The sequence below is a fragment of the Alienimonas chondri genome (assembly GCF_013036045.1).
Classification (GTDB): Bacteria; Planctomycetota; Planctomycetia; order Planctomycetales; family Planctomycetaceae; genus Alienimonas; species Alienimonas chondri.
In genome coordinates this window covers 15,335-37,385 of sequence record NZ_WTPX01000025.1, presented here as the reverse complement: position 1 = coordinate 37,385, position 22,051 = coordinate 15,335, and the positions used below count along the sequence as shown (strand labels likewise).

Sequence of the window (22,051 nt, the reverse complement as noted above, 5' to 3'; positions counted from 1 at the left end):
ACGGACTCCGCATGTCGAACGACGCTCCCCCCGCCGCCCCGCTCGTGTCGTTGGCAAACCGGGCGGCGCTCGTGACCGGCGCCGGCAGCGGGCTGGGCCGGGCGAGCGCCGAACGCCTCGCCGCCGCGGGGGCGTTCGTCGGCCTGCTGGATCTGAAACGCGAGGACGTTGCGGAAGTCGCCGCGGCGATCCGCGGTGCCGGCGGTCGCTGCGAGTGCTTAGAGGCGGACGTGTCCGACAAGGTCTCACTCCGCCCGGTGATCGAGCGATTCGCCAATCAGGCCGGGCGCCTGGACGTGGTCTACGCCAACGCCGGCATCAACGGCGTGTGGGCGCCGATCGCGGATCTCGAACCGGAGGAGTGGGATCACACCTTCGCGGTGAACCTCAAAGGCACGTTCCTCACCGTCAAGTACGCCCTGCCGTGGCTCAAGGAGCGGGGCGGCAGCGTGATCGTCTGTGCCAGCGTGAACGGCACACGCGTGTTCAGCAACACCGGATCGACCGCCTATAGCTGCAGCAAAGCCGGGCAGGTGGCGTTCGTGAAGATGACCGCGTTGGAACTGGCCAGCCATCGCATTCGGGTGAACGCGATCATCCCCGGGGCGATCATGACTCCGATCTTCGATAAGACGGTGGAGCGGAACGTCGATTCGGAAAAGCCCCATGTGGAATACCTCGACGGCCGCATCCCCCTGACCGACGGCGCCCCCGGCGATCCCCGCGACGTGGCCAACGCGGTGCTGTATCTGGCCAGCGACCTGTCGAGCCATGTGACCGGCGCCGAGATCGTCGTCGACGGCGGGGAAAGCTTGATGCAGGGCTGACGGACGACCGGCGCTCCGCATTTGGGGCGGCAGCCGGGATTGACAGCGCTCGGAGGTGAAACCTATCCCCGGAATGCAGACCTTCCCCCAATCGCACCGGCAAGGACGCCCGCGATGTTGCAGCCCGTTCACGCTTTACCGCTGTTCGCCCCGACGGCGGTCCCCGCCAACCGGGTGATGCGCGCGGTGTTGACCGCCTCCCGCCTGGCCCCGGGCGACCGGGCGCTGTTGCACGGCCCCTATGCCGGCACGTGGGAGTCCATCTTGGAATACCTCGGCGTTCAGGTGGAAGTCGTTTCCTCCCCCGCCGAAGCCCGACCGGCGTCCGTGCGCCCCGGCGCCGCGGCGTTTGAAGCGGCGATCTACGTCGGTCCCGCGGAAGGCTCCGACCGGCTGCGGGCCGTCTCCGCCGCCGACTTGGTGCGTCCGGGACGACACAGCCTCGCCGTGGTGCACGGCGACGACCTCTCGGCGCTTCCCCCCGCCGACGGCCTCTGCGTGCCGGACCGTCGCTCCGCATTGCTGGACGCCCTGCGTCCGGCCGGCCCCGGCGGATGGGTGCTGCACACCGCTCCCGGAACCGCCTGCTGGCGGGGCGTGAGGGGCGCCGTGGGAAGTTCGGCGGGAACCGCCCAAGCCGCTTGAGCCGGTCGAACGGCTCCGCCGACGCCTCCGCAAGGGCGTCGGCGTTTCGTCATCCTGCTCAGACGTTATCGTCAACTGGAGACAAGCCCGGTGCGCGAGCATCGGCCGTCGACGCAGCCGGAACGAGACGTCGGATTGAAGGCTCACGTCGGACGACTCACGACCGACGCTCACGCGGCTTGCGCGTCGGCTCGGTCGGGGAACCGCTTCATCGCGCGGCATGAACCGGGCGGCGGGGTTGTGAACGTCGGCCCGCGGGGAGACATTCCCGTCCTCCCCCAGTCGACTCCGCATTCGCTCCGCCCCGTCCCGCGATGAATTGGCCGCTGCTCTGTCGGCTGCTGGGGATGTTGGCGATGCTGGTGGGCGGCAGTATGTCGCTGTCCCTGCCGTGGGCCTTCCCCTTTTTCGGGCAGGTGCAGGAGATCGAAACCCGCGGGGCGCTGGCGTTGGCGGCCTCGATCGCGGTCTCGGTCCTGTTCGGCGGCGGTTTATGGTGGTACGGCCGCAAGACCGGCGGCGACACGATTCTGCGGAAAGAGGCCTTGGCGGTCGTCGGGCTGGGCTGGATCCTCGCCGGCGTTCTCGGCGCCATGCCCTTGTATTTCAGCGGCTCCTACCGGGAGTACTACCCCGAAGATCCGGAGTTCAACGTCCGGGTGACGCTGGTCGATGCGGTGTTTGAAAGCGTCAGCGGCTTCAGCACGACCGGGGCCAGCGTGTTGGACGAACTGGAAGACCCCCGCGCGGTCCCGCGTTGCGTGATGTTCTGGCGGAGCTTCACCCACTGGCTGGGCGGGATGGGCATCATCGTGCTGTTCGTGGCGATCCTCGGCCAATTGGGCGCCGGGGGGAAAGCCTTGATGCGCCGGGAGGTCCCCGGTCCGATCAGCGAAGCGGTCCGCCCCCGCGTGCAGGAGCACGCCCTGACGATGTGGCTGATTTACGTCACGCTGTCGGCGGTCGCGACGCTGGTGTATTCCCTCGAAGGGATGAGCTTATACGACGCGCTCTGCCACAGCTTCGGGACGCTCGCGACCGGAGGGTTCTCCACCTACAACGACAGCGTCGGCCACTTCGGATCGTTGATCCAATGGACCGTCATCCTGTTCATGCTGCTGGCCGGGGTGAACTTCAGCCTCTATTACCTCGTGCTGCGGGGCACGCCGCGATTGGGCGAGGGCAAGGTCTGGGGCCGATTGAAACTGGTGTTCGGCGACCCGGAGTTCCGCGTGTATCTCGCCATCCTGGCGATCGCGACGGGCCTGCTGTTCACCTATCTGCTCACCCGAAAACAATACGACTCCGCCTTCGAGGAGTTCCGGCACGCGGCGTTTATGTCCGTCGCCATCACCACCACGACCGGCTTCGGCACGGAGGATTACACGGAGTGGGGCGAGTCCGCCAAGGGGCTGATCTTCCTGCTGATGTTCTGCGGCGGCTGCTCCGGCAGCACCGCGGGCGGGATTAAAGTCATCCGCTTTATGTTGCTGGCGAAGGTGGTCCGCTTGGAGGTCGAAAAGGCGTTCCGGCCCAACGTCGTCCGCCCGATGAAGCTGTTCGGCCTGCCCGTCGATCGGGATTTGCGACACGACGTGGTCGTCTATTTCGCGCTGGTGCTGACGCTGTTCGTCGGCGGCTGGTATGCGCTCTGTTTATTAGAGCCGGGCGACCAATGGGCCGCCCACGACGACGTGCCCGGCGCTCAGGCGGAGAAGTTGATCGACTGCGCCAGCGCCGTCGCGAGTTGCCTCAATAATATCGGACCGGGACTCGGCAAGCTCGGCCCGGCGGAGAACTACAGCGACTTCGCCCCGCAGAGCAAACTGCTGCTGACCGTGTTAATGCTGCTCGGCCGGCTGGAACTGTTCGCCATCCTCGTCCTGCTGGCCCCGGGCTTCTGGCGGGTGAACTAAACGCCCCCCGCTTCGCCGTCGCCGCCAGGCGGCGCGCTCTGCGGAGGAATGCGGACTGATCAGGTTCTCCCGATTCGGTTGTCGGCGCGGGGGCGGGCGCGACAGGATCGGCGACCCGTTCCCCGACCGGTCCCGCACGATGTCCGCCCAAGCCCCCTCTCCCCCGTCTCGCGATCCGTCCGAAGGCGCTCTCCGCCGAGCCGGCATCGCCGCGGCGCTCGCCCTGCTGGTCGTCGCCGGTCTGTGGGCGACGCGTCCCGCCGCCCAGGCGCAACCGCCGCGCGAGCTACAGGTGGAAACCGCTTTCCCGACGACCGATCTGATCGTGGAAAACGTCGCCGGCCCGCCGATCGAACTGGGCGGCGTCCCCGCCGACGATCGCACCCCGGCCGACCTGCTGCCGGCCGGCGGCGCCGCCGCGTTCGTCACCGTCGCCGGGACCGACGTGCTCGGCCCGGCGCTGGAAGGCACCGCGGCCCACGAGGCGCTGGTCGAAAGCGGCCTGTTCCCCGCGGTCGGCGAGTCCTTCAGTCAGGTTTGGGAGGAGGCGCTCGAACAGGCTCAGGACGCCTTCAATCAGGCGACCGGCGCACCGATGTTTATTGAGGAGACGGAGCCGGTCGAGATCGAGATGCAGTTTGAGGAGATCAACGAAGGAGCCGTCGAGGAGTTCGACGAGGATGCGGTTCAGGAAATTGAGGTGGAGGAGTTCGACCAGGAAGCGTTCGATGAGTTCCAGCAGCCGGCCGAATTCGAAGAGCTTCAAGTCCTCGAAGAGGATCTCGACGCCTTCGATGCGGAGACGATGGAGGAGGAGATCCCGACCGAACGCGCCGAAGCCCTCGCGGCGTTGCAAGCGTTGGGGGATGCGGTGAAGAACGGCGGGGTGGCGCTGTCGATTCATCTGCCCGAAGGCCCGCCGTTCCCGGCGCTGTGCGTCGTGCTGCCGGGCGCCGCGGACGAGGTCGAAGCGGTTCTCTCGCAGACCACGCAGGAGGAGCGCGACATGCTGCAATTGCGTCAGGTCGAGATGAACGGCGTGACCGTCACCGCGGGCAATATTCCGGGGGCGCCGCCCTTTTATAACTTCGGTCTGTGGCGGGTCGGCGAACATCTCGTCGCCGCGGCCGGCCCCGGCGCCGTCGAAGCCGCCTCCGCCGTCAGCGCCGGCGACGGAGAGGCGCTCAGCACGCTCCCCCTCGCCGAAAGCACTCCGGACGACGCATTGGTCGCCGGGTGGCTCGATTTCGCGGCGGTGGCCGATCGCTTCGGCGAATTTCCCGCTTACGAGGCCGACTGGCGTGACGAAGGACAGGTGACGGTCAACGAAGTGTTGACGTCGCTGGGCCTGGACGCGCTCGCCGGCTTCCGCGGCTCGCTCTCCGTGGACGGCAAGGCGCTGCGGAGCGACGCCGAATGGACGCTGCGGGGCGCCCCCCGCGGGTTGCTCGCGGCACTCGATCCCTCGCCGATCACGATGGACGACCTCCCGCCGATGCCGGCGGAGGTCGGGGCGTTCGCGGCGGGTTCGGTCGACTTCGACCGGATCTACGACGGCGTCGTCGAGGCGCTCGCCGAACTCGCCAAGCTCCAGCGGCCCGAGAGCCAGGAGCGGGCGCTCATGGAGAACCCCTCCACGATGCTCAACGACCTCGCCTGGTTCGACGTGCGGGCCTCCCTGCTGGAACCGCTGGGGAACGTCGCCGCGGTCTACAGCGACCCGGCCGACGGCGGGCTGTTCGGCTTGGGCGGCGTGGTCGCGGTCTCCGTGGACGACGCCGCGGCGCTGCGGGCCGGCCTGCAACGCTTCAACGACCGGATCCTCCGCGAGTTGCCGCCGGGGGCCAGCGAAGGCGGTTCGATCAACGTCATCCGGCAGGCCGGGGCGGAGATCACCACGATCTCCATCGGCGGGTTCTTCCGGCCGAGCGTCGTCGTGACGGACGACTGGGTCGTGTTCGCCCCGACGCCGCAGGCGGTCGCGGCGTTCCTGTACCGCGTCGACGGCACGCTGCCCCGTTGGGAGCCGACCGGCCGCTGGGCGCCGCAGTTCGAACGCGTGCCGGACGAGTTCACCTCGCTGGCCGCCAGCGATCCCCGACCCGCCGCGGCGTTCCTCAATAACTTGATCGGTACGTTGCTGCCGCCGATTAACGAGTTCGCCGACGGGCCGACCGATATCGCCCTGCCGCCGACCGAACTGGTCACCGGGCCGTTGTTCCCGAACGTGTCCTGGGCGGTGAATACCGGCGAGGGCGTGCGGGGCACGGGGTACGCCTCGCTGCCGGTCCCGGCGTTCGCCGGCGGCGGCGGTGCGGGCTCCTCGATGCTGGCCCTGCCGATGGTCGCGGGCGGGATCGGTCTGCTGCTGCCCGCCGTGCAGGCCGCCCGCGAAGCGGCCCGGCGGACGCAGTCGGCGAATAACATCAAACAGATGGGCCTCGCCGCTCATAATTATTACGACACCTTCAAGACCCTGCCCCGCGGCACGGTCGAGGGAACGGACCTACCGGTGAAGCAACGACTCAGCTTTATGGTCGCCCTGCTGCCGTTCATGGAGCAGCAGGCGCTCGCCGAAGCGCTCGACCCGAAGCAGGCATGGAACGCCGGGCCGAACGGCCGCGTCGCCCGCAGCGTGATCCCCTCCCTTGTGAACCCCAGTATCCCCAGCGGACCGACGACCGACGAGGGCTACGCCGTCACCCACTACGTCGGCATCGCCGGCGTCGGGGCGAAAGCGGCGACCGCCCCGGCGCGCACGGTGAAGACGGGCGTGTTCGGCTACGACCGGGCCACCAAGTTCCGCGACATCACGGACGGCCTGTCCAACACGTTGATGTACGGCTCCGTCCATGAAAACGTCGGTCCGTGGGCGCAGGGCGGGCCGTCGACGATTCGGGCGTTTACGCAGAAGCCGTATATCAACGGCCCCGACGGCTTCGGCGGGCACCCCGGCGGCACGCAGTTCGGCTTCGCCGACGGCAGCGTGCAGTTCATCTCGGAGAACGTCGACCCGTCGGTGCTCGAAGCCCTGTCCACCACCAGCGGCGCCGAACCCGTCGGGGCAGGCGATTACTGAGTGAACGTCGGCGAGCCGTCGCCTGACTCCCACTCTTCTCCCCTCTCCCCTTTTTGGGGGAGAGGAGTCGGGGGTGAGGGGGCATTCCCCGATCGATTGCTGTTCACGGCCCCGTCGCTCGCTCGTCGAATTTGCGCACGCCGCCCTTCGAGCGCCTGCGCACGAAGGCTCGCACACCCTCACCCCCAGCCCCTCTCCCTCGAGGGAGAGGGGAGCAGAGCGGTCGCGGCTCGCCGGTTACGTCAGTCCTTCCAACGCCTTCAGGATCGCCGCGGCGTCGTTCGCCACGGGGATCGGGGCATTGGAAAACTCTCTTTTCGCGGACGCCCCGTCGCCGCGGTGATAGTTCACCGTGGCGTCGGGGTCTTTTAATTCGTGGCCGGTGAGGATGCCGACGACGCGGTCGCTGGGGGCGATGATCCCTTCGGCCCGCAGCGCTTTAATCCCCGCGACGCTGGCGGCACTGGCCGGCTCGCAGCCGAACCCGCCGGCGCCGACTTGGGCCTTGGCGTCGAGGATCTCCGGGTCGTGCGCCTCCCGGACGACGCCGTCGGTCGCGTCGAGCGCTCGCAGACATTTATAGAGGTTGACCGGTCGATTGATCTGAATGGCGCTGGCGAGGGTGTTCGCCCGGCGGTTCTCGGCGTCCATCTCGCCGTAGAAGCGGCCGACCAGTTCCTCGTCCGGCTCGCCGTCGTTCCAGCGCAGGCCGTCGTGTTCGTAGAGGCGGAACAGAGTGTTCGCCCCGCCGGCGTTGATAATCGCCAACCGCGGGAGGCGGTCGATCAGGTTGAGCTTCTTGAGTTCGATCAATGCTTTGCCGAACGCGCTGCTGTTGCCCAGGTTCCCGCCGGGCACGACGATCCAGTCGGGAACCTCCCAGTTCATCCCTTCGAGGATGCGATAGATAATCGTCTTCTGCCCCTCCAGCCGGAAGGGGTTGACGGAGTTGCACAGGTAGATGTTCGCTTCGTCGCAGACCTCGCGAACCCGCATGAGGGCGTCGTCGAAGTCGCCTTCGATTTGCAGCGTGACCGCGCCGTAGTCGAGCGCCTGCGAGAGCTTGCCGAAGGCGATCTTGCCGCTGCCGACGAACACCACGCAGCGAAAGTGGCCGCTCGCCCCGGCATATAACGCGAGGCTGGCGCTGGTGTTGCCGGTGCTCGCGCAGGCTGCCAGCTTCGCCCCGACCATGCGGGCGTGCGTGCTGGCGGCGGTCATGCCGTTATCTTTGAAGCTGCCGCTGGGGTTCAGCCCTTCATATTGAAGGTGCAGGCAACCGGCGTTGAGACCGCAATATTTGGCGACGCGATCGCTGCGACGCAGCATCGTCTGGCCTTCGCCGACGGTGACGATCATGTCGTCCGGGGCGAACGGCAGCAGTTCGCGGAAGCGCCACACGCCGGAGAAGTCCAACGGGTTACGACGGGTGCTCCAGCGCTTCTCGAACCAGGAGAGCGAATCCGGCACCTCCACGCGGTCCCAGTCGTATTCGATATCCAGCAGCCCGCCGAGCGGTTTGCAGGTCGGCAGCACCTCCGACAGATCGAATTCGCTGGCGTCGGCGGGGGCGGCGGGCGTCTGGTAGGCGACTGTCAATTTCGGATGTGGGATGGCGGATGTGGGATGTGACGCACAGGCGATCGGCGGAACGTCACCTTACGCCATCACGCCCTCGATTCGGGAGCCGACCGCTCCACATCCCCAATCCGAGATCCCACATCCGACCTCATTCCACCCGCCCCAGATGCACCACGCCGTCGCCGCGGTGCACGAGGGGATTGTTGGCGCGGGCGATGACGACGCCGTCGAAGGGCGCCTTCAAGGCGCTGCGATTGCGGCCGAAGGCGTCCGCGATGCCGCCCAGCCGGTCGCCCTTGGAAACGTGCACGCCGAGGTTCGCGGTCGGCCGAAAGATCCCGCTTCGCTTCGCCCGCACCCAGGTAGAGGAGGGCACGCGGACCGACGGCGGCGGGTCGGGATGCTTCGCCTTGGAGGCGGCGCTGCGGGGCGGCAGCATGTCCAGGGCCCGCAGCACGCTCAGCACGCCGCGGACGCCGACTTCGATGCTCTCCCCGTTGAACCGCTGCGGCTCTCCGGCTTCATACAGCAGCACCGGCTTGCCCAACGCCGTCGCGGCCCCGCGGAGACTGCCGTCTCGCACGCCGGAGTGCATCGTGACCGGGGCGTGAAACGCTTCCGCGAGCCGCAGCGTCTCCGCATCTTCGAGGTTCGCACGGATCTGCGGCAGGTTGAAGCGATGGTCGCTGCCGGTGTGCAGATCGAGACCGACGTCCGCGTGGGCGACGACCTCCGTCATCAACAGATGGGCGAGTTGCGATGCGGACGACCCGCTCGCGGAGCCGGGGAAGGACCGATTGAGGTCGCGACGGTCCGGCAGATAACGGCTACGGGCGTTGAAGCCGAAGACGTTGACGATCGGCACGGCCAGCAGCGTGCCCCGCAGCTTCTCGCAGGTGACCTTCGCCAGCACGCGACGGATCACCTCCACCCCGTTGAGTTCGTCCCCGTGAATCGCGGCGGTCAGCCAGACGGTCGGACCGGGCCGCTCGCCGCGGACGATCTCGACGGGGACGTTCAGCCAGGTCTCGGTCGGCAAGCGGCCGACGGGCAGTTCGACGTGCGTCCGAGCGCCGGCCGGGCAAACCGTCCCGCCGACGGTGAGAGGCCGAATCGCGGCGCCGTCTTGCGAAGGAACGGGAACGTCCGTCCGCGGCGTGAGGTCCGGCGGCTCGGGGTCGGCCGGCATCGTGTCGGTCTCGGCGCTGGCGTCCTCGGCGTCGTCGTCGATTCCCGCGTTTGGCTCTCCGTTGGGGAGATCGCCGGGGATCTCCTCAGAGGGGTCGATCGTCGGGCCGGCCAGCGGCTCGAGGTCGTTCTCGGCCAATTCATCCTTGGCCAAATCAGACGAATCGTCGTTCACCGAAGGGTCGTTCACCGCTTGGACTTGGGAGGACGTCCGCCGAGATAACTGGCGGCCGGATCGACGAGGAATCGCCCCCGCAGCGCCTCGCGGCCCAAAAGCATGCGGAAGCCCATCGCATCGCGGTTGGCGAGTGTTAGTTCCAAGGGGAACCGCTTCCCGCAAACCACCGCATGCGTGAGGATCACCGGCCGCGCCTGCACCACGCCGTTGCTGCTCTTCACGTCCCGAACGCCCAGCAGTTCGGCTTCGCAGGCCACCGCCTTCTTCCCGGACTTCTGACGCGGGTGAAGCGTGAAGCGAACGAGGTCCACGCCGTCGCGTTCAAACGTCTCCACGTCGAAGGCGTGCACGCTGCTGGTGCGGGCGCCGGTATCCACCTTCGCTTTGAGGTGAGGGCCGGCGGGCGTCCCCGGGGGCGTGGCCGCCACCACGCGAACGACGGCGGAATGAGCGCCGGGATCGGACGCCGAAGTCGCCGGGGCGGGCTGGGGCGTCCCCGGAGCGGCGGATCGGTTGGAGTCGGTCATACCGCCCCACAGCGTACCTTGGACGGCAGGTGATTGTCGCGGGCGGGGGACAGTGACTACGATAGCCGAACCCGCCGGTGCATGCCGATCCGTTGAGCGCCCCTCTTGAGGCCGTTCGCCGATCCGCGTTCGCCTCGCATGCGGCACGGACGTCGCTCCCGCCCCCTTTTTTTCGCTGCGCGTTCCCCAACGCCATCGCGAGATTCCACCCGAAGGCGCCTCCCGTGCTCTGCTGTCCCGCCGCCCGCCGTTCCCTGTTCGCCGGTCTCGTTTGCGCCGTCGGCCTGACGGCCGCGGGCGCCGTCTTCGTGCAGTCGGCCCCCGCCGCCGACCCGCAGCATACCGATCAAAAACTCGATACCGTCCTGGATCATACGGTTCAAAACCTCGACGGAGCCGAGGTCGATCTGGCGCAATATCGCGGCAAGGTGGTGCTGATCGTGAACGTCGCCAGCCAGTGCGGCTTCACGAAACAATACAAGCCGCTGCAGAAGGTGCACGAGCGATATAGCGACGAAGGCCTCGTGATCCTCGGCTTCCCCTGCAATCAATTCGGCGGCCAGGAGCCCGGCGCCCCGGCGGAGATCGCCGCGTTCTGCGAGAAGAACTACGGCGTCGAGTTCCCGCTGATGGGCAAGATCGAGGTCAAAGGCGACGGCGCCTCCCCGCTGTATGAAGAACTGACCGCGGAAGGCACCACCGATGACGCCGGCCCCGTGAAGTGGAACTTCGAAAAGTTCCTCGTCGGCCGGGACGGCAAAGTGATCGGCCGCTTCCGGTCGCAGGTCTCCCCGGACAGCAAGCAGATGCTCACCGCCATCAGGCAGGCTCTCAAAGAGAAGGCTCCCGCCGCGGACGCCGACACCGAGACGGCCTCCGCCGAGTGACGACGGAACGCGCGACGACCGCGGAACCGCCCGCGAAGGCCGAGGCCTCGGTCGAGCAATTCGCCGCGCTGGATCTGCGAGTCGGCACGATCCTGTCCGCGTCGCCGAACCCGAAGGCTCGTCAGCCGGCCTATGTGTTGCGGATCGATTTCGGGCCGCTGGGAGAACGACTCTCGTCCGCCCAGATCACCGATCGATACAATGCGGAGGCGCTGGTCGGCCGCCAGGTCGCGGCGGTCGTCAACTTCCCGCCGAAGCGGATCGCGGGGATCAAAAGCGAGGTGTTGGTTCTGGGCGCGGTTCCGGAGGGCGGCGTGATGCTGCTCGGCCTGGAACGACGGGTGCCGGACGGAACGGCGATCGCGTAGCGCCCGGGTCTGCAAAGATTCGCAAAGAGACGGGTTCCAAGCCTACGGAGAGGCGGGGAACACGGCGCCGCGGAGGCGGTTTTCGTCCCGCAGCATTTTGTGACGAACGTTTCTTCTGCCCGGCGTGTAAATACACCGGTCTTCGGCAGACTTCGCGGGGTTGCGCTTGACAACCGCACAACGCGACGTTCTGCTGAATAGAACAGCGATTGGCGATGCGTTCCCCCTGCCTGGGGCATCCAGCCCGGTTCAGGGTCGTCGTCATGGCCGTCGTCGGTCAATCTTCGCTTCCCGCCTCCACTACCGCGGTCGTGCACTTCGCCGGCCCGGTCCCGCCCCCGACGGAGTAACCACATGACTTCTCCTCGTGCACGCCGGTGCGCCGGTCCGTCTCGCCGCGACTTCCTGCAAGTCGGCGCCATTGGAGGTCTCGGGCTCACGCTTCCCGGATTCCTCGGGATGCAGCAGGCGGCTCGCGCCGATCAGGCGTTCTTCGAGACCGTCGAGGGCCCCGCGAAGGGCGTCATTTATATCTACCTGCCCGGCGGCATGGCCCAGCAGGAAAGCTGGGATCCGAAGCCCCTGGCCCCCGCGGAGTACCGCGGCCCGCTGGGCACCGTGAAGACCAAGCTGCCCGGCGTCGAGTTCGGGGCGACCTTCCCCAAAACCGCCGCGATCGCCGACAAGTGCGTCGTGATGCGGGGCTTCACCCATGGCGAAGCCGCTCACGAGCGCGGCACGCACAACATGTTCACCGGGTATCGGCCCAGCCCGGCGCTGAAGTTCCCCTCGATGGGCAGCGTGGTCGCCCACGAGTTCGAGCCGAAGAACAACCTGCCGCAGTACATCTGCGTGCCCGGCCAGCCGAACGAGTTCGCCGGCACCGGCTACCTCTCCAGCAGCTACGCCCCCTTTACCGTCGGCGGCGACCCGGCTCAGAACGGCTTCAAGGTCCGCGACCTGAGCCTGCCGAACGGCGTGGACGACGCCCGGTTCACCCGGCGCCGTCGCCTGCTGGACGCCGTCAACGACCACTTCGCCTCCACCGAGAGCGACGATAGCCTCGACGCCGTCGGCAGCTTCTACGACCGGGCCTACGGGCTGATCGGCAACCCGAAGGCCCGCGAAGCGTTCGACCTGGAGAAGGAAGACTCCAAGACCCGCGACCGCTACGGCCGCAACCAGGCCGGCGCCCGGATGTTGCTGGCCCGTCGGTTGGTCGAAGCCGGCAGCAAGTTCGTGACCCTCACCTACGGCGGGTGGGATATGCACGACAAGATCGCGGACGGCTTCAAGCGGAGCGGCCCGGATCTGGACCAGGCGCTGTCCACGTTGATCTCCGATCTCGACGAACGCGGCCTGCTGGACAGCACGCTGGTGTGCGTCGGCTCCGAGTTCGGCCGGACTCCGAAGATCAACAACACCGCCGGCCGCGACCACTGGGCGAAGGTGTTCAGCGTGCTGATGGCGGGCGGCGGCCTGAAACGGGGCGTCGTCTACGGCAGCAGCGACGCGACCGCGTCCGAGCCGGACACCGATCCGGTCACCGTGATGGACTGGGCCGCCACCGTGTACGACCGGCTCGGCATTCGGGCCAGCAAGGAACTGATGTCCCCCGGCGGTCGCCCGATCGAGATCGTCGACGGCGGCACGCCCATCGAAGCGCTGCTCGCCTAGTTCTCGCGTCGCGATCCTCTGTTTCGTGCGTTAGCCGTCCTCTTCAAGAGGACGGCTAACGATCCCCTTTTGTTTCTCCCCCAAGCCCGGGAGCCGCCCCGTGCGTGCCCGCTCCGCAGCGCTGCTGGCGTTGTCCGTGACCTTGCTGGTCGCCGACGCCAACCCCTTCACCGCCGGTACGGCCGCAGCCGCCGACCCGGAACTCTCCGTCATTCTGCCTCGCGGTGCCCGACAGGGGGCCGAGGTGACCTTCGCCTTCGAGGGCAATCGCCTGCAGGACGCGGCTGAGGTTCTGTTCTACGAGCCCAGCGCCTTCGAGGTGACGGCCATCGAGCCGGACGAGAAGCGCGGCGACCGCAAGGTCAACGTCACGGTGAAGATCGCCCCGGACGCCCGCCTCGGGGAGCACGTGGTGCAACTGCGGTGCGCCAACGGACTCACGGCGTTCCATACGATCTATATCGGCGCTCTGCCGGAAGTGGATGAGGTCGATCCGGAGGACGCCCCCAACAGCGATCCGGAGACCCCGCAACCGCTGACGGCCGACCTCTTTGAAGAGGCCGGCGGCGTGACGGTGTTGGGCAGAATCGACAACGAAGACCTGGACCATTTCCTGCTCGATCTGGACGCCGGTCAAACGTTGAACGTCGAGGTCGAGGGGATGCGGTTGGCGAACGTCGAGAACAACAACTGGGATCCCGCGATCGAGTTGCTGGACATGGAGGGCCGCGAGCTGGCCGCCTCCGACGACACGCCGCTGACCGAAGCCGACCCGGTGTTGCGATTCGCCGCGGAGGAAAAAGGTTCCTACCTGCTGCGGATCCGTGATGCGGAGTTCAAGGGCAACGGCCGGGCCTACTACCGGATGCACGTCGGCGTGCGGTCGGACGCGTTCCCCCGCCCCTATGCCGTGTACCCCGCGGGCGGGCCGGTCGGCGAGCCGACGAAAGTCACCTTCCTCGGCGATCCCGCCGGGCCGTTTGAACAGACCGTCACCCCGGTCGCCGGGCAGACCAGCGACCAGACCGGGCAGGTCTACGCGGAGCGAGCCGGCGCGAAGAGCCCCTCGGCCCTGCCGTTCCGGGCGTCGCCGTTCCCGAACGTGCTGGAAGTCGAACCGAACGACAACCGGAATACCGGCACCGCGCATCCCGCCGTCGCGACGTACCTCGCTGCGGTCGAAGCCGCGAAGGAGAAAGCGAAGGCCGACGGCGGCGATGAAAGCGCCGTCAAGAAGGCCGCCGAAGCCGTCAAGCCGGACGCGTTCGAGGGCGTCGCTTTCAACGGCATCCTGGAAGAGCCGGGCGACGAGGACTGGTTCGTCTTCGCCGGCCGGAAAGGCCAGTCGCTGCGATTCACGATCTTCGGGACGCGGCTCGGCTCCCCGATCGACCCGGAACTCGCCCTCTATCAGCAGTGGGACGGGAAGTACCTGAAAGGCGGCAGCGATCGCGTCGGACTGGATCCGCAGGAAGACTTCAGCCTGCCCGAAGACGGGACGTACGCCGTGCGGGTCCGCGATCACCTGGAGCAGGGCGGACCGCGGTTCGTGTACCGGTTCGAGATCAGCTCCCCCGTCCGCACGCCGACGCTCTCGATCCCCCGCTACGGGCGGTACGGACAGGGCCGGCAGCGCGTCGTGATTCCCCGCGGCGGCCACTTCGCCACCCGGGTGACGGTCTCCCGCGACGGGCTGGGCGGCGAGTTGGCCGTCAACGCCGCCGAGTTGCCCGAGGGCGTGACGATCACCTCCCCGACGGTGCCGGCGAACCAGTCCACCTGGCCGGTGCTGTTCACCGCCGCCGAGGACGCCCCGCTGGGCGGCACGCTCAGCGAGCTCCGCGCCTTCGCCGCCGACAAGCCGGAGATGGTCTCCGCCGGCCCCGACCAACGGGCCGCGTACGCCTCCTCGCTGATCGAAGCGGACCTCGTCCGCTACAACAATCAAGGCTCCCTGTGGGTCGTCGAGGCCCCCAAGGTGGCCGTCGCGGTGACGGAGAAGCTGCCGTTCTCCATCGAGGTTCTCCCGCCGGCCGCCCCGCTGGTGCGCAACGGCAAACTCGACTTGCAGATCAAGGTGCATCGCGACGACGGCTTCGACGGGGAGATCAAGATGGAGTTCCCCCAGCGGACCGCCGGCATCGGCTGCGATTACCAACGCACCGTCAAGAAGGGCGAGGACACCGCCACCTATCCCCTGAACGCCAACAGCAACGCGGCGCTGGGCGAGTTCCCGTTCTACGTGCTGGCCTTCGCCGCTTTGCCGAACGAACTCAACGGCGTGACCTACGGCGGCGGAACCGGGCTGTGCTCCAGCGAACTGGTGGACATCGAGGTCGCCGAGACCCCGTTCACCCTGAAGCTCGCCAAGGGCGCCGTGCAGCTGACGCAGTCGACCGCGATCACGGCCGAACTGGAGAACGCGGACTTCCAAGGCACGGCGACCGTCACGCTGATGGGTCTGCCGGAGGGCTTGAACTGCGAGCCGGTTCAGGTGACCTCCGACATGGAATCGTTCGTGTTCGAGATCAGCGCCGCCGAGAACGCCCCCCGCGGCACCCGAAAGGGACTTGTCGCCGAGGTCGTGCTGCCGAACGTTGACGAGGACGGCAAGGCGATCGCCGAGGACCAGCCGGGCGCCGGCGCCCGGGTCTTCACCGCGGGGACCACCGACCTGCGGGTCGACGAGGCCCCCAAGAAGCCGGAGCCCAAGAAAGAGACCAAGGAAGAGCCCAAAGTGGCGGAAGCCCCCGCCAAACCCAAACCGTTGAGCCGACTGGAACGCCTCCGCCGTGAGGCCGCCGGCCTGCCGACCGACACTGACTCCGCCGACGGAGACACCAACTGATGACCCCTCTGCTCCTCGCTGCCGCTCTCCTGACCAGCGGACCGGTCGCGGCCGGACCCGATGCCGAGGCCTCGGCGCCGAATCCGAACGCCGCGCCGACCGCGGTCGCGTTGAACGTGTACCCGCCCGCGGTGCACCTCTCGACCGCCCGCGATCGCCAGAGCGTGATCGCCGTCCTGACGCTGTCGGACGGCACGACGCGCGACGTCACCGCCGACGCGAAGTTCGTCGCCGCCGACGATCGCTTCGCGAAAGCCAGCGTCGGCGAGGACGGCGGGTTCACCTATCACCCCGCCGCCGACGGCGTCACCTCCGTGACGGTGACGTACGAAGACCAGAAGGTCGAAGTGCCGCTGACGGTGGTCGAGTCCGGCGTCACCCCGCCGGTCGGCTTCCGCAACGACGTGATGCCGGTGTTCGCCCGCTCCGCGTGCAACAACGGCTCCTGCCACGGGGCGGCCCGCGGAAAAGACGGCTTCCGCCTGAGCCTGTTCGGCTTCGATCCGGCGGGCGATCACTTCCGCCTGACCCGTGAGCAGAGCGGACGTCGGCTGAACCTGGGCGTGCCCGAACGCAGCCTGATATTCGAGAAGAGCACCGGCGCCGTCTCCCACACCGGCGGCAAACTGTTCGAGCCGGACAGTGAATACGCGGACCTGATCCTCAGCTGGATCGCCGACGGCGCCAAGGACGACGGGGCCGACCCGGCGACCGCCCCGCCGGCCTGCGTCTCCCTGGATCTGTACCCGCCGGAATTCGCCCTCACGGGCGAAGGTACGACCCAGCGGATGGTCGCCGTGGCCACTTACGCCGACGGCACCGACCGCGACGTGACGCACCTCGTCGCCTTTAACACGGACAACCCGATCACCGCCCCGATCGACGACGCCGGCGTCGTCACCGCCGGTCCGGTGACCGGCACCGGGGGCGCGGAAGCGTTCATCACGGCCCGGTTCGACGTGCATACCGTCGGCGTGCCCAGCATCATTTTGCCGAAGAACGTGCAGTTTGAATGGCCGGAGGACAAAACTCCCGCCAACTACATCGACGAGGCGATCTATTCGAAGCTCGCCACGCTGCGGATCAAGCCCAGCGAGCTTTGCACCGACGCGGAGTTCGTTCGCCGGGCCTATCTGGATCTCGTCGGCGTGGTTCCGCCGGCCGACGCCACCCGGGAGTTCCTCGAAAACACCGATCCCTCCAAGCGTCAGGCCTTGGTCGACGAATTGCTGGAGAAGCCGGCGTTCGCGGACATCTGGGTGATGAAGTGGGCCGAACTGCTGACGATCCGCACGGACAACAACGTCCTGACCGGCAAGGAAGCGGTGCTGTATCACCGTTGGCTCAAGGAGCAGATCGACGGCAACGTGCCGGTCGATCAGATGGTTCGCGAACTGCTCGCCAGCAGCGGCGGAACGTTCGACACCCCGGCCACCAACTACTACCGGACCGAACGCGACACGCTGAAGACCGCGGAGAACGTCGCCCAGGTGTTCATGGGCATGCGGATTCAGTGCGCCCAATGTCACAACCACCCGTTCGACCGGTGGACGATGGACGACTACTACGGGTTCGCCTCGTTCTTCGCTCAGGTGAGCACGAAGAACTCCGACGATCCCCGCGAGCGGATCGTTTACAACCGCAACAGCGGCTCCGTGAAGCACCCGGTCACGAACAAGGATGTGGATCCGAAGTTCCTGGGCGGCGAGCAGCCGGACTTCGCCAACGACGAACGCTTCAAGGGACGCGACCGCCGCGAAGTGCTGGCGGAGTGGCTGACCTCCGAGGAGAACCCGTACTTCGCCCGGAATATCGTCAACCTGGTCTGGGCGCACTTCACCGGCCGCGGAATCGTGGAGCCGGTGGACGACGTGCGGATCTCCAACCCGCCCGCCAACGAGGCGCTGCTGGACGCGCTCGCCCAGCGGTTTATCGAAAGCGGCTACGACCTGAAGGGGCTCGTGCGGGACATCTGCGCCAGTCGCACCTATCAACTGGCGACCCGGACGAATCCGACGAACGTCGCGGACACCGCCAACTTCGCCTCCGCGAAGCTGCGTCGGATGCGGGCCGAAGTGATGCTCGACAGCATCAATGCGGTCACGGATACCTCCGAGAAGTTTCGCGGTCTGCCGCTGGGCAGCCGGGCGGTGGAGATCGCCGACGGCAACACCAGCACCTATTTCCTGGACACCTTCGGCCGCGCCAAACGGGAAACCGTGTGCAGCTGCGAAGTGCGGACCGATCCGAACCTCGCCCAGGCGTTGCACCTGCTCAACGGCAGCACGGTGCACGACAAGGTTCAACGTGGGAAGGTCGTCGAATCGCTGTTGAAAGGCGAGAAGGGCCAGGACGGCGCCGAGGACATTCCGCCGATGGAACCCGCCGAAGTGCTGGCGGAAATCACCGCCCGCTGTCTCTCCCGCGAGCCGACGGATGCGGAGAAGAAAGCGTTGGAAGAGGCTCTCGCGGAGGGCGAAGAACCCAAAGCCGTGCTGGAAGACTACTTCTGGGCGGTGTTGAACAGCCGCGAGTTCCTGTTCAACCACTGATCAGTCCCGCCCGTAACGCCGAGGCTCCGCGGAGCCTCGGCGTTACGTCATAGATGCCGTTGACGCCGAGATTGTCCAACAGATTTCCGAGTCCCCGACGATTCGCCCCATGTCGCTCCGCCTCGCCCCGCTCGCCGTACTGCTGGTTTGCCCTCTCTCGCTCTGGACGTCGCCGGCGTGCGGCGCAGAAGGCGAAGAGGAAAAGCCGCTGACCTATGACGACCACGTGCTGCCCATTCTGCGGGCGAAGTGCGTGGGCTGTCATAACGCCGACAAGCAGGAGGGCGGCTTGAATATGTCCCAGTTCGCCGCGTTGATGCAGGGCGGCGGCAGCGGCGAGGTCGTCAGCCCCGGGGACGGCGAGTACAGCTACCTCTATATGCTCGCCGCCCACGAGGCCGAGCCGGTGATGCCGCCCAACGGGGCGAAGATGGCCGACGCGGATCTGGCGACGCTGAAGAAATGGATCGACACCGGCGCCCGCGAGAACGCCGGCTCCAAGGTGAAGATGAAGCCGAAGGAGGATCTGTCGCTGGGCGCCGCCCCGATCGGCCGTCCCGACGGCCCGCCGCCGATGCCGCCCAACCCGTACGACGCGGCCTCTTATGACGCCGATCCGAAGCCGCTGTCCGTCGAGGCGATCCCCGTCGAAGGCCGCGTGGGCGATCGTGCGGACGCCGTCGTCGCGATGGCCGCCAGCCAGTGGGCGCCGCTGATCGCGATCGGGGGCGACGGCCAAGTGCTGCTGTTCCACGCCGATTCGCTTCAGCCCTGGGGCGTGCTGCCCTTCCCGGAAGGCCGGCCGCAGTCGTTGAAGTTCAGCACGAACGGTCGCCTGCTGATCGCCGGCGGCGGTCGCGGGGCGTATCGCGGGTTGGCGGTCGTCTGGGACGTCACCACCGGCGCTCGCGTGATGGAGATCGGCGAGGAGCCGGATGCCGTGCTCGCCGCGGATATCTCCCCGGATCAATCGCTCGTCGCGATCGGCACCACCTCCAAGAAGGTGAAGGTCTACGCCGTCGCCTCCGGCGAGATGGTTTATATGATCGAGAAACCCACCGACTGGGCGACGGCGGTCGCGTTCAGCCCGGACGGCGTGCTGCTGGCGATCGGCGACCGCGGCGGCAACCTCAGCATGTGGGAAGCCGCCAGCGGTCTGCTTTACGCCGACCTCCGCGGCCATCGGGACGCGATCACGGGCCTCAGCTGGCGGGCCGACTCAAACCTGCTGGCCTCCTCCAGCCTGGACGACACGGTTCATCTCTGGAACCCGGAGGACGGGGCACTGGTCCGCAAAGTGGACTTGAGGGTCAGCGGGGCGGAGTCCGTCGCGTTCGCCGCGGACGGCACCTTCGCCGTCGCCGGCCGCAACGGCGGCAGCTCGACATGGGGCATCGACGGTAAGCAGCTCAAAGACTTCCCCAAGCGGCCGGACTTCGCGCTGTCCGTCGCCTGTGCCGATGAAGCCGTCGCCGCCGCCGACGGGAAGCGGAGTCCGCGGGTCTTCGTCGGGGACTGGACCGGTCAGGTCGCCGCGTTCGATCCCGCTACCGGCGAACTGGCCGCGGAGTTCTCCCCGGTTCCGCCGCCGATGCCGGAGCGGATTGCCGCCGCCGAAACCAAATTGAAGGAGCTGACCGCCGCCGCCGAGGGCGTCGCCAAACGCCGGGCGGACGCCGCCGCCGCGGTGCAGCAGGCTCAGGAAGCGAAGAAGGCGACCGCCGAGCGCGTCGCCGCGGTCGCCAAGGAGAAAGAGGCCGCGGAGAAGTCCCGGAAGGAACTTGCCGAGGCCGCCTCGAAGGCCAAGCAAGCGACGTCCAAGGCGGAGCAGGCCGCCAAACAGGCCGCCGAGGCCGCGAAGAAGTCGGCCGAAGCCGCGAAGGTGGCCGAGGCGAACGCCGCTGAGGCGACCAAGGCCGTCGAGAGCGCCCGGTCGCAACAAACCGAGGCCGCCAAGGAGGCCGCCGATGCGGTCGAAACCGCCGAGGGCCAAGCCGCGGAAGCGACGAAGGCCGCCGAGAGCGCCGAGGGCGATGCGGCCGACGCCGCCAAGCAGGCCGCGGAAGCTGCCCAGAAAGAGCTTGCCGAGGCGAAGAAGGCGGCTGAGGACGCCAAAAAAGCGGCGGACGAAGCCCTCAAGGCCGCCGAACAGGCGGCGGCGAAGGCGATGGAAGAGTCGGCGAAAGCCGTGGAGGCCTCGCAGCAGGCCGCGAAAGAGGCGCAGATCGCAAAGGACGCTCAGAACGCGGCCGAAGCCGAATCGAAGCGAATCGCCGCGGAGCTTGCCGTCGCGGAGGCTGCGGTCAAGCAGCTGCCGAAGGATCTGGACGCCGCTAAGAAGGCCGCCGAGGCTGCCGAGAAAGCGATCGGTCCCGCGGAGGAGAAGAAGAAGGAAGCGGACGCCTTGCCGGATCCCGCCGCCGAACGCGACGCCGTCGCCGCTCGTCTGGCCGGTCTCAAGCTGGCGGCGGAGCGCCTGAAGCCCGCGGACGAGAGCTAACGCCGGTCGATTCCCGCGTCAGCGGGTGGGGGCGGCACCGCCTTGAACGTTTTTTCGTTCATCACCCCCTCGCCCGCTGACCGCAGGGGTCTAGGAAGTGTGTGAGGTCGAACGTCGCGGCTTGCGAACGTCGGCCCCGGCCACTCCTCTCCCTCACTGAATCGACCCCCATGCGTTCGCTCACCAACGTTCTCTCCACCGCTGCCGCCTTCGGCTGCATCGGCCTGCTGACCGCCGCCGCTCCCGCCCCGGCCCCCCTCGATCACCACGAGGAGACGGCCACGAAAAACATCGTGGAGACCGCCAAGGCCGCGGGCAGCTTCAACACCCTGCTGACGGCGGCGACCGAAGCCGGCCTCGTCGACGCCCTGACCGCCAAGGACGCCGAACTGACGATCTTCGCCCCGACGGACGAAGCCTTCGCCAAGCTGCCCGAGGGGGCGGTCGAAGGTCTGCTGAAGGACAAGGAAAAGCTCAAGGCCGTGCTGCTCTACCACGTCGTCAAAGGCAAGGTGATGGCCGAGGACGTCGTCAAGCTGGACGGCAAGCGGGTCGAAACGCTGAACGGCAAGAAGGTTCGCGTGACGGTCAAAGACGGTTCCGTGATGCTCAACAAGGCCAAGGTGACCGCCACGGACGTGAAGGCCTCCAACGGCGTCATCCACGTGATCGACACCGTTCTGATGCCCCCGAAGGCCATGACCAAGCGCAACGCGACCGAAGAGTAGTCACTCCTGAACGGTCCGCTTCGCGGACGCTTTGACGAACCTGACGCCCCGCGGGGCCGGTTCCTCCCCTCGCGGGCGGAACCGGCCCCGCGGTCTTTGGTAGAATGCCCAGGCCGATCGAACGACCGAATTCGCTTCACCGTCCCTCCCGCTCCGCCGTGCCCGACTCGACTCCCGTCTCCGACCCGGACGCCACGCCGGACGCGCTCGCCGAGGCGCTGACGGACGACGCCCAAGCCATCGACGCCGCACAGCGGCTGGGCGAATTGGGGTCCGCCGCGAGGCCGCAGGTGCCGGCGCTCGCCGCGGCGCTGCACGAATCGCGTCCCAAAGACGTCCGCATCGCCGTGGCGAAGGCGCTGGGCGCGTTGCAATCCGAAGCGAAAGCGGCGTACGTCGCCCTCGAGCGGGCCAGCGCCGACGACGATTCCGAGGTCGCCGGCGCCGCCCGTTCCGCCCTCACGGCCATCGGCGGCGGCGAATACACCTGAGCGCCCGCCCGCTTCTCTCCCGGGGCACCCCCGTCGCCGTGCAGGCGTCTCCCGGCTCG

At 67.8% G+C, this 22,051-nt stretch carries 15 protein-coding genes; 12 read left to right on the top strand and 3 right to left on the bottom strand.

The window, feature by feature from the left end; genetic code table 11:
• Nucleotides 1–11: 11 nt before the first annotated feature.
• The 4 genes from LzC2_RS05900 to LzC2_RS05885 all read left to right on the top strand — a co-directional run bounded on the left by LzC2_RS05900 (nt 12) and on the right by LzC2_RS05885 (nt 6,467).
• On the top strand, nt 12–827 hold the full coding sequence (locus tag LzC2_RS05900) for an SDR family oxidoreductase (RefSeq protein ID WP_194362336.1): 816 nt from the start codon (nt 12–14) through the stop codon (nt 825–827).
• Nucleotides 828–941: 114 nt separating this feature from the next.
• Nucleotides 942–1,472, top strand: a complete 531-nt coding sequence (locus LzC2_RS05895; protein WP_171184753.1) for a hypothetical protein — start codon at nt 942–944, stop codon at nt 1,470–1,472.
• Between the two features lie 314 nt (nt 1,473–1,786).
• Entirely contained in the window at nt 1,787–3,388 is a 1,602-nt protein-coding gene (locus LzC2_RS05890; protein ID WP_171184751.1) for a TrkH family potassium uptake protein, read from the top strand.
• Nucleotides 3,389–3,527: 139 nt separating this feature from the next.
• Nucleotides 3,528–6,467 (top strand): DUF1559 domain-containing protein, encoded by a 2,940-nt coding sequence (locus tag LzC2_RS05885; protein WP_171184749.1) that lies wholly within the window; start codon nt 3,528–3,530, stop codon nt 6,465–6,467.
• 237 nt (nt 6,468–6,704) lie between these two features.
• Here the strand turns inward: LzC2_RS05885 and thrC are convergent, their stop codons facing one another.
• From thrC to LzC2_RS05870, 3 genes are all read right to left on the bottom strand, one after another.
• Nucleotides 6,705–8,066 (bottom strand): threonine synthase, encoded by a 1,362-nt coding sequence (thrC, locus tag LzC2_RS05880; protein WP_246254795.1) that lies wholly within the window; start codon nt 8,064–8,066, stop codon nt 6,705–6,707.
• 130 nt (nt 8,067–8,196) lie between these two features.
• Nucleotides 8,197–9,411, bottom strand: a complete 1,215-nt coding sequence (locus LzC2_RS05875) for a succinylglutamate desuccinylase/aspartoacylase family protein (RefSeq protein ID WP_206678577.1) — start codon at nt 9,409–9,411, stop codon at nt 8,197–8,199.
• Between the two features lie 11 nt (nt 9,412–9,422).
• Nucleotides 9,423–9,941, bottom strand: a complete 519-nt coding sequence (locus tag LzC2_RS05870; protein WP_171184747.1) for an ATP-dependent zinc protease family protein — start codon at nt 9,939–9,941, stop codon at nt 9,423–9,425.
• 224 nt (nt 9,942–10,165) lie between these two features.
• Between LzC2_RS05870 and LzC2_RS05865 the strand changes: the two genes are divergently transcribed.
• From LzC2_RS05865 to LzC2_RS05830, 8 genes are all read left to right on the top strand, one after another.
• Complete coding sequence (locus LzC2_RS05865; RefSeq protein ID WP_349771125.1) at nt 10,166–10,828, top strand: glutathione peroxidase; 663 nt, start codon at nt 10,166–10,168, stop codon at nt 10,826–10,828.
• Nucleotides 10,825–11,196: a tRNA-binding protein gene (locus tag LzC2_RS05860; RefSeq protein WP_171184745.1), complete on the top strand. Its 372-nt coding sequence runs from the start codon at nt 10,825–10,827 to the stop codon at nt 11,194–11,196. Before LzC2_RS05865 ends, LzC2_RS05860 begins: the two co-directional genes overlap by 4 nt.
• A gap of 354 nt (nt 11,197–11,550) precedes the next feature.
• Nucleotides 11,551–12,873, top strand: a complete 1,323-nt coding sequence (locus LzC2_RS05855) for a DUF1501 domain-containing protein (protein ID WP_171184742.1) — start codon at nt 11,551–11,553, stop codon at nt 12,871–12,873.
• A gap of 100 nt (nt 12,874–12,973) precedes the next feature.
• Nucleotides 12,974–15,721, top strand: coding sequence for a PPC domain-containing protein (locus tag LzC2_RS05850; protein ID WP_171184740.1), 2,748 nt, complete (start codon nt 12,974–12,976; stop codon nt 15,719–15,721).
• Nucleotides 15,721–18,273: a DUF1549 and DUF1553 domain-containing protein gene (locus LzC2_RS05845; protein WP_171184738.1), complete on the top strand. Its 2,553-nt coding sequence runs from the start codon at nt 15,721–15,723 to the stop codon at nt 18,271–18,273. Before LzC2_RS05850 ends, LzC2_RS05845 begins: the two co-directional genes overlap by 1 nt.
• 109 nt (nt 18,274–18,382) lie before the next feature.
• Entirely contained in the window at nt 18,383–20,773 is a 2,391-nt protein-coding gene (locus LzC2_RS05840) for a c-type cytochrome domain-containing protein (RefSeq protein ID WP_171184736.1), read from the top strand.
• A 170-nt stretch (nt 20,774–20,943) separates the two neighbouring features.
• Nucleotides 20,944–21,501: a fasciclin domain-containing protein gene (locus tag LzC2_RS05835; protein WP_171184734.1), complete on the top strand. Its 558-nt coding sequence runs from the start codon at nt 20,944–20,946 to the stop codon at nt 21,499–21,501.
• 158 nt (nt 21,502–21,659) lie between these two features.
• Complete coding sequence (locus LzC2_RS05830) at nt 21,660–21,992, top strand: HEAT repeat domain-containing protein (protein WP_171184732.1); 333 nt, start codon at nt 21,660–21,662, stop codon at nt 21,990–21,992.
• Nucleotides 21,993–22,051 lie beyond the last annotated feature (59 nt).

What these genes read in the sequence shown, in the direction of transcription:
- LzC2_RS05890 (WP_171184751.1), top strand. Translation starts at nt 1,787, where the DNA reads ATGAATTGGCCGCTGCTCTGTCGGCTGCTGGGGATGTTGGCGATGCTG.
- LzC2_RS05840 (WP_171184736.1), top strand. Translation starts at nt 18,383, where the DNA reads ATGTCGCTCCGCCTCGCCCCGCTCGCCGTACTGCTGGTTTGCCCTCTC.
- LzC2_RS05835 (WP_171184734.1), top strand. Translation starts at nt 20,944, where the DNA reads ATGCGTTCGCTCACCAACGTTCTCTCCACCGCTGCCGCCTTCGGCTGC.
- LzC2_RS05900 (WP_194362336.1), top strand. Translation starts at nt 12, where the DNA reads ATGTCGAACGACGCTCCCCCCGCCGCCCCGCTCGTGTCGTTGGCAAAC.
- LzC2_RS05855 (WP_171184742.1), top strand. Translation starts at nt 11,551, where the DNA reads ATGACTTCTCCTCGTGCACGCCGGTGCGCCGGTCCGTCTCGCCGCGAC.
- LzC2_RS05895 (WP_171184753.1), top strand. Translation starts at nt 942, where the DNA reads ATGTTGCAGCCCGTTCACGCTTTACCGCTGTTCGCCCCGACGGCGGTC.
- LzC2_RS05885 (WP_171184749.1), top strand. Translation starts at nt 3,528, where the DNA reads ATGTCCGCCCAAGCCCCCTCTCCCCCGTCTCGCGATCCGTCCGAAGGC.
- LzC2_RS05870 (WP_171184747.1), bottom strand. Translation starts at nt 9,941, where the DNA reads ATGACCGACTCCAACCGATCCGCCGCTCCGGGGACGCCCCAGCCCGCC.
- LzC2_RS05845 (WP_171184738.1), top strand. Translation starts at nt 15,721, where the DNA reads ATGACCCCTCTGCTCCTCGCTGCCGCTCTCCTGACCAGCGGACCGGTC.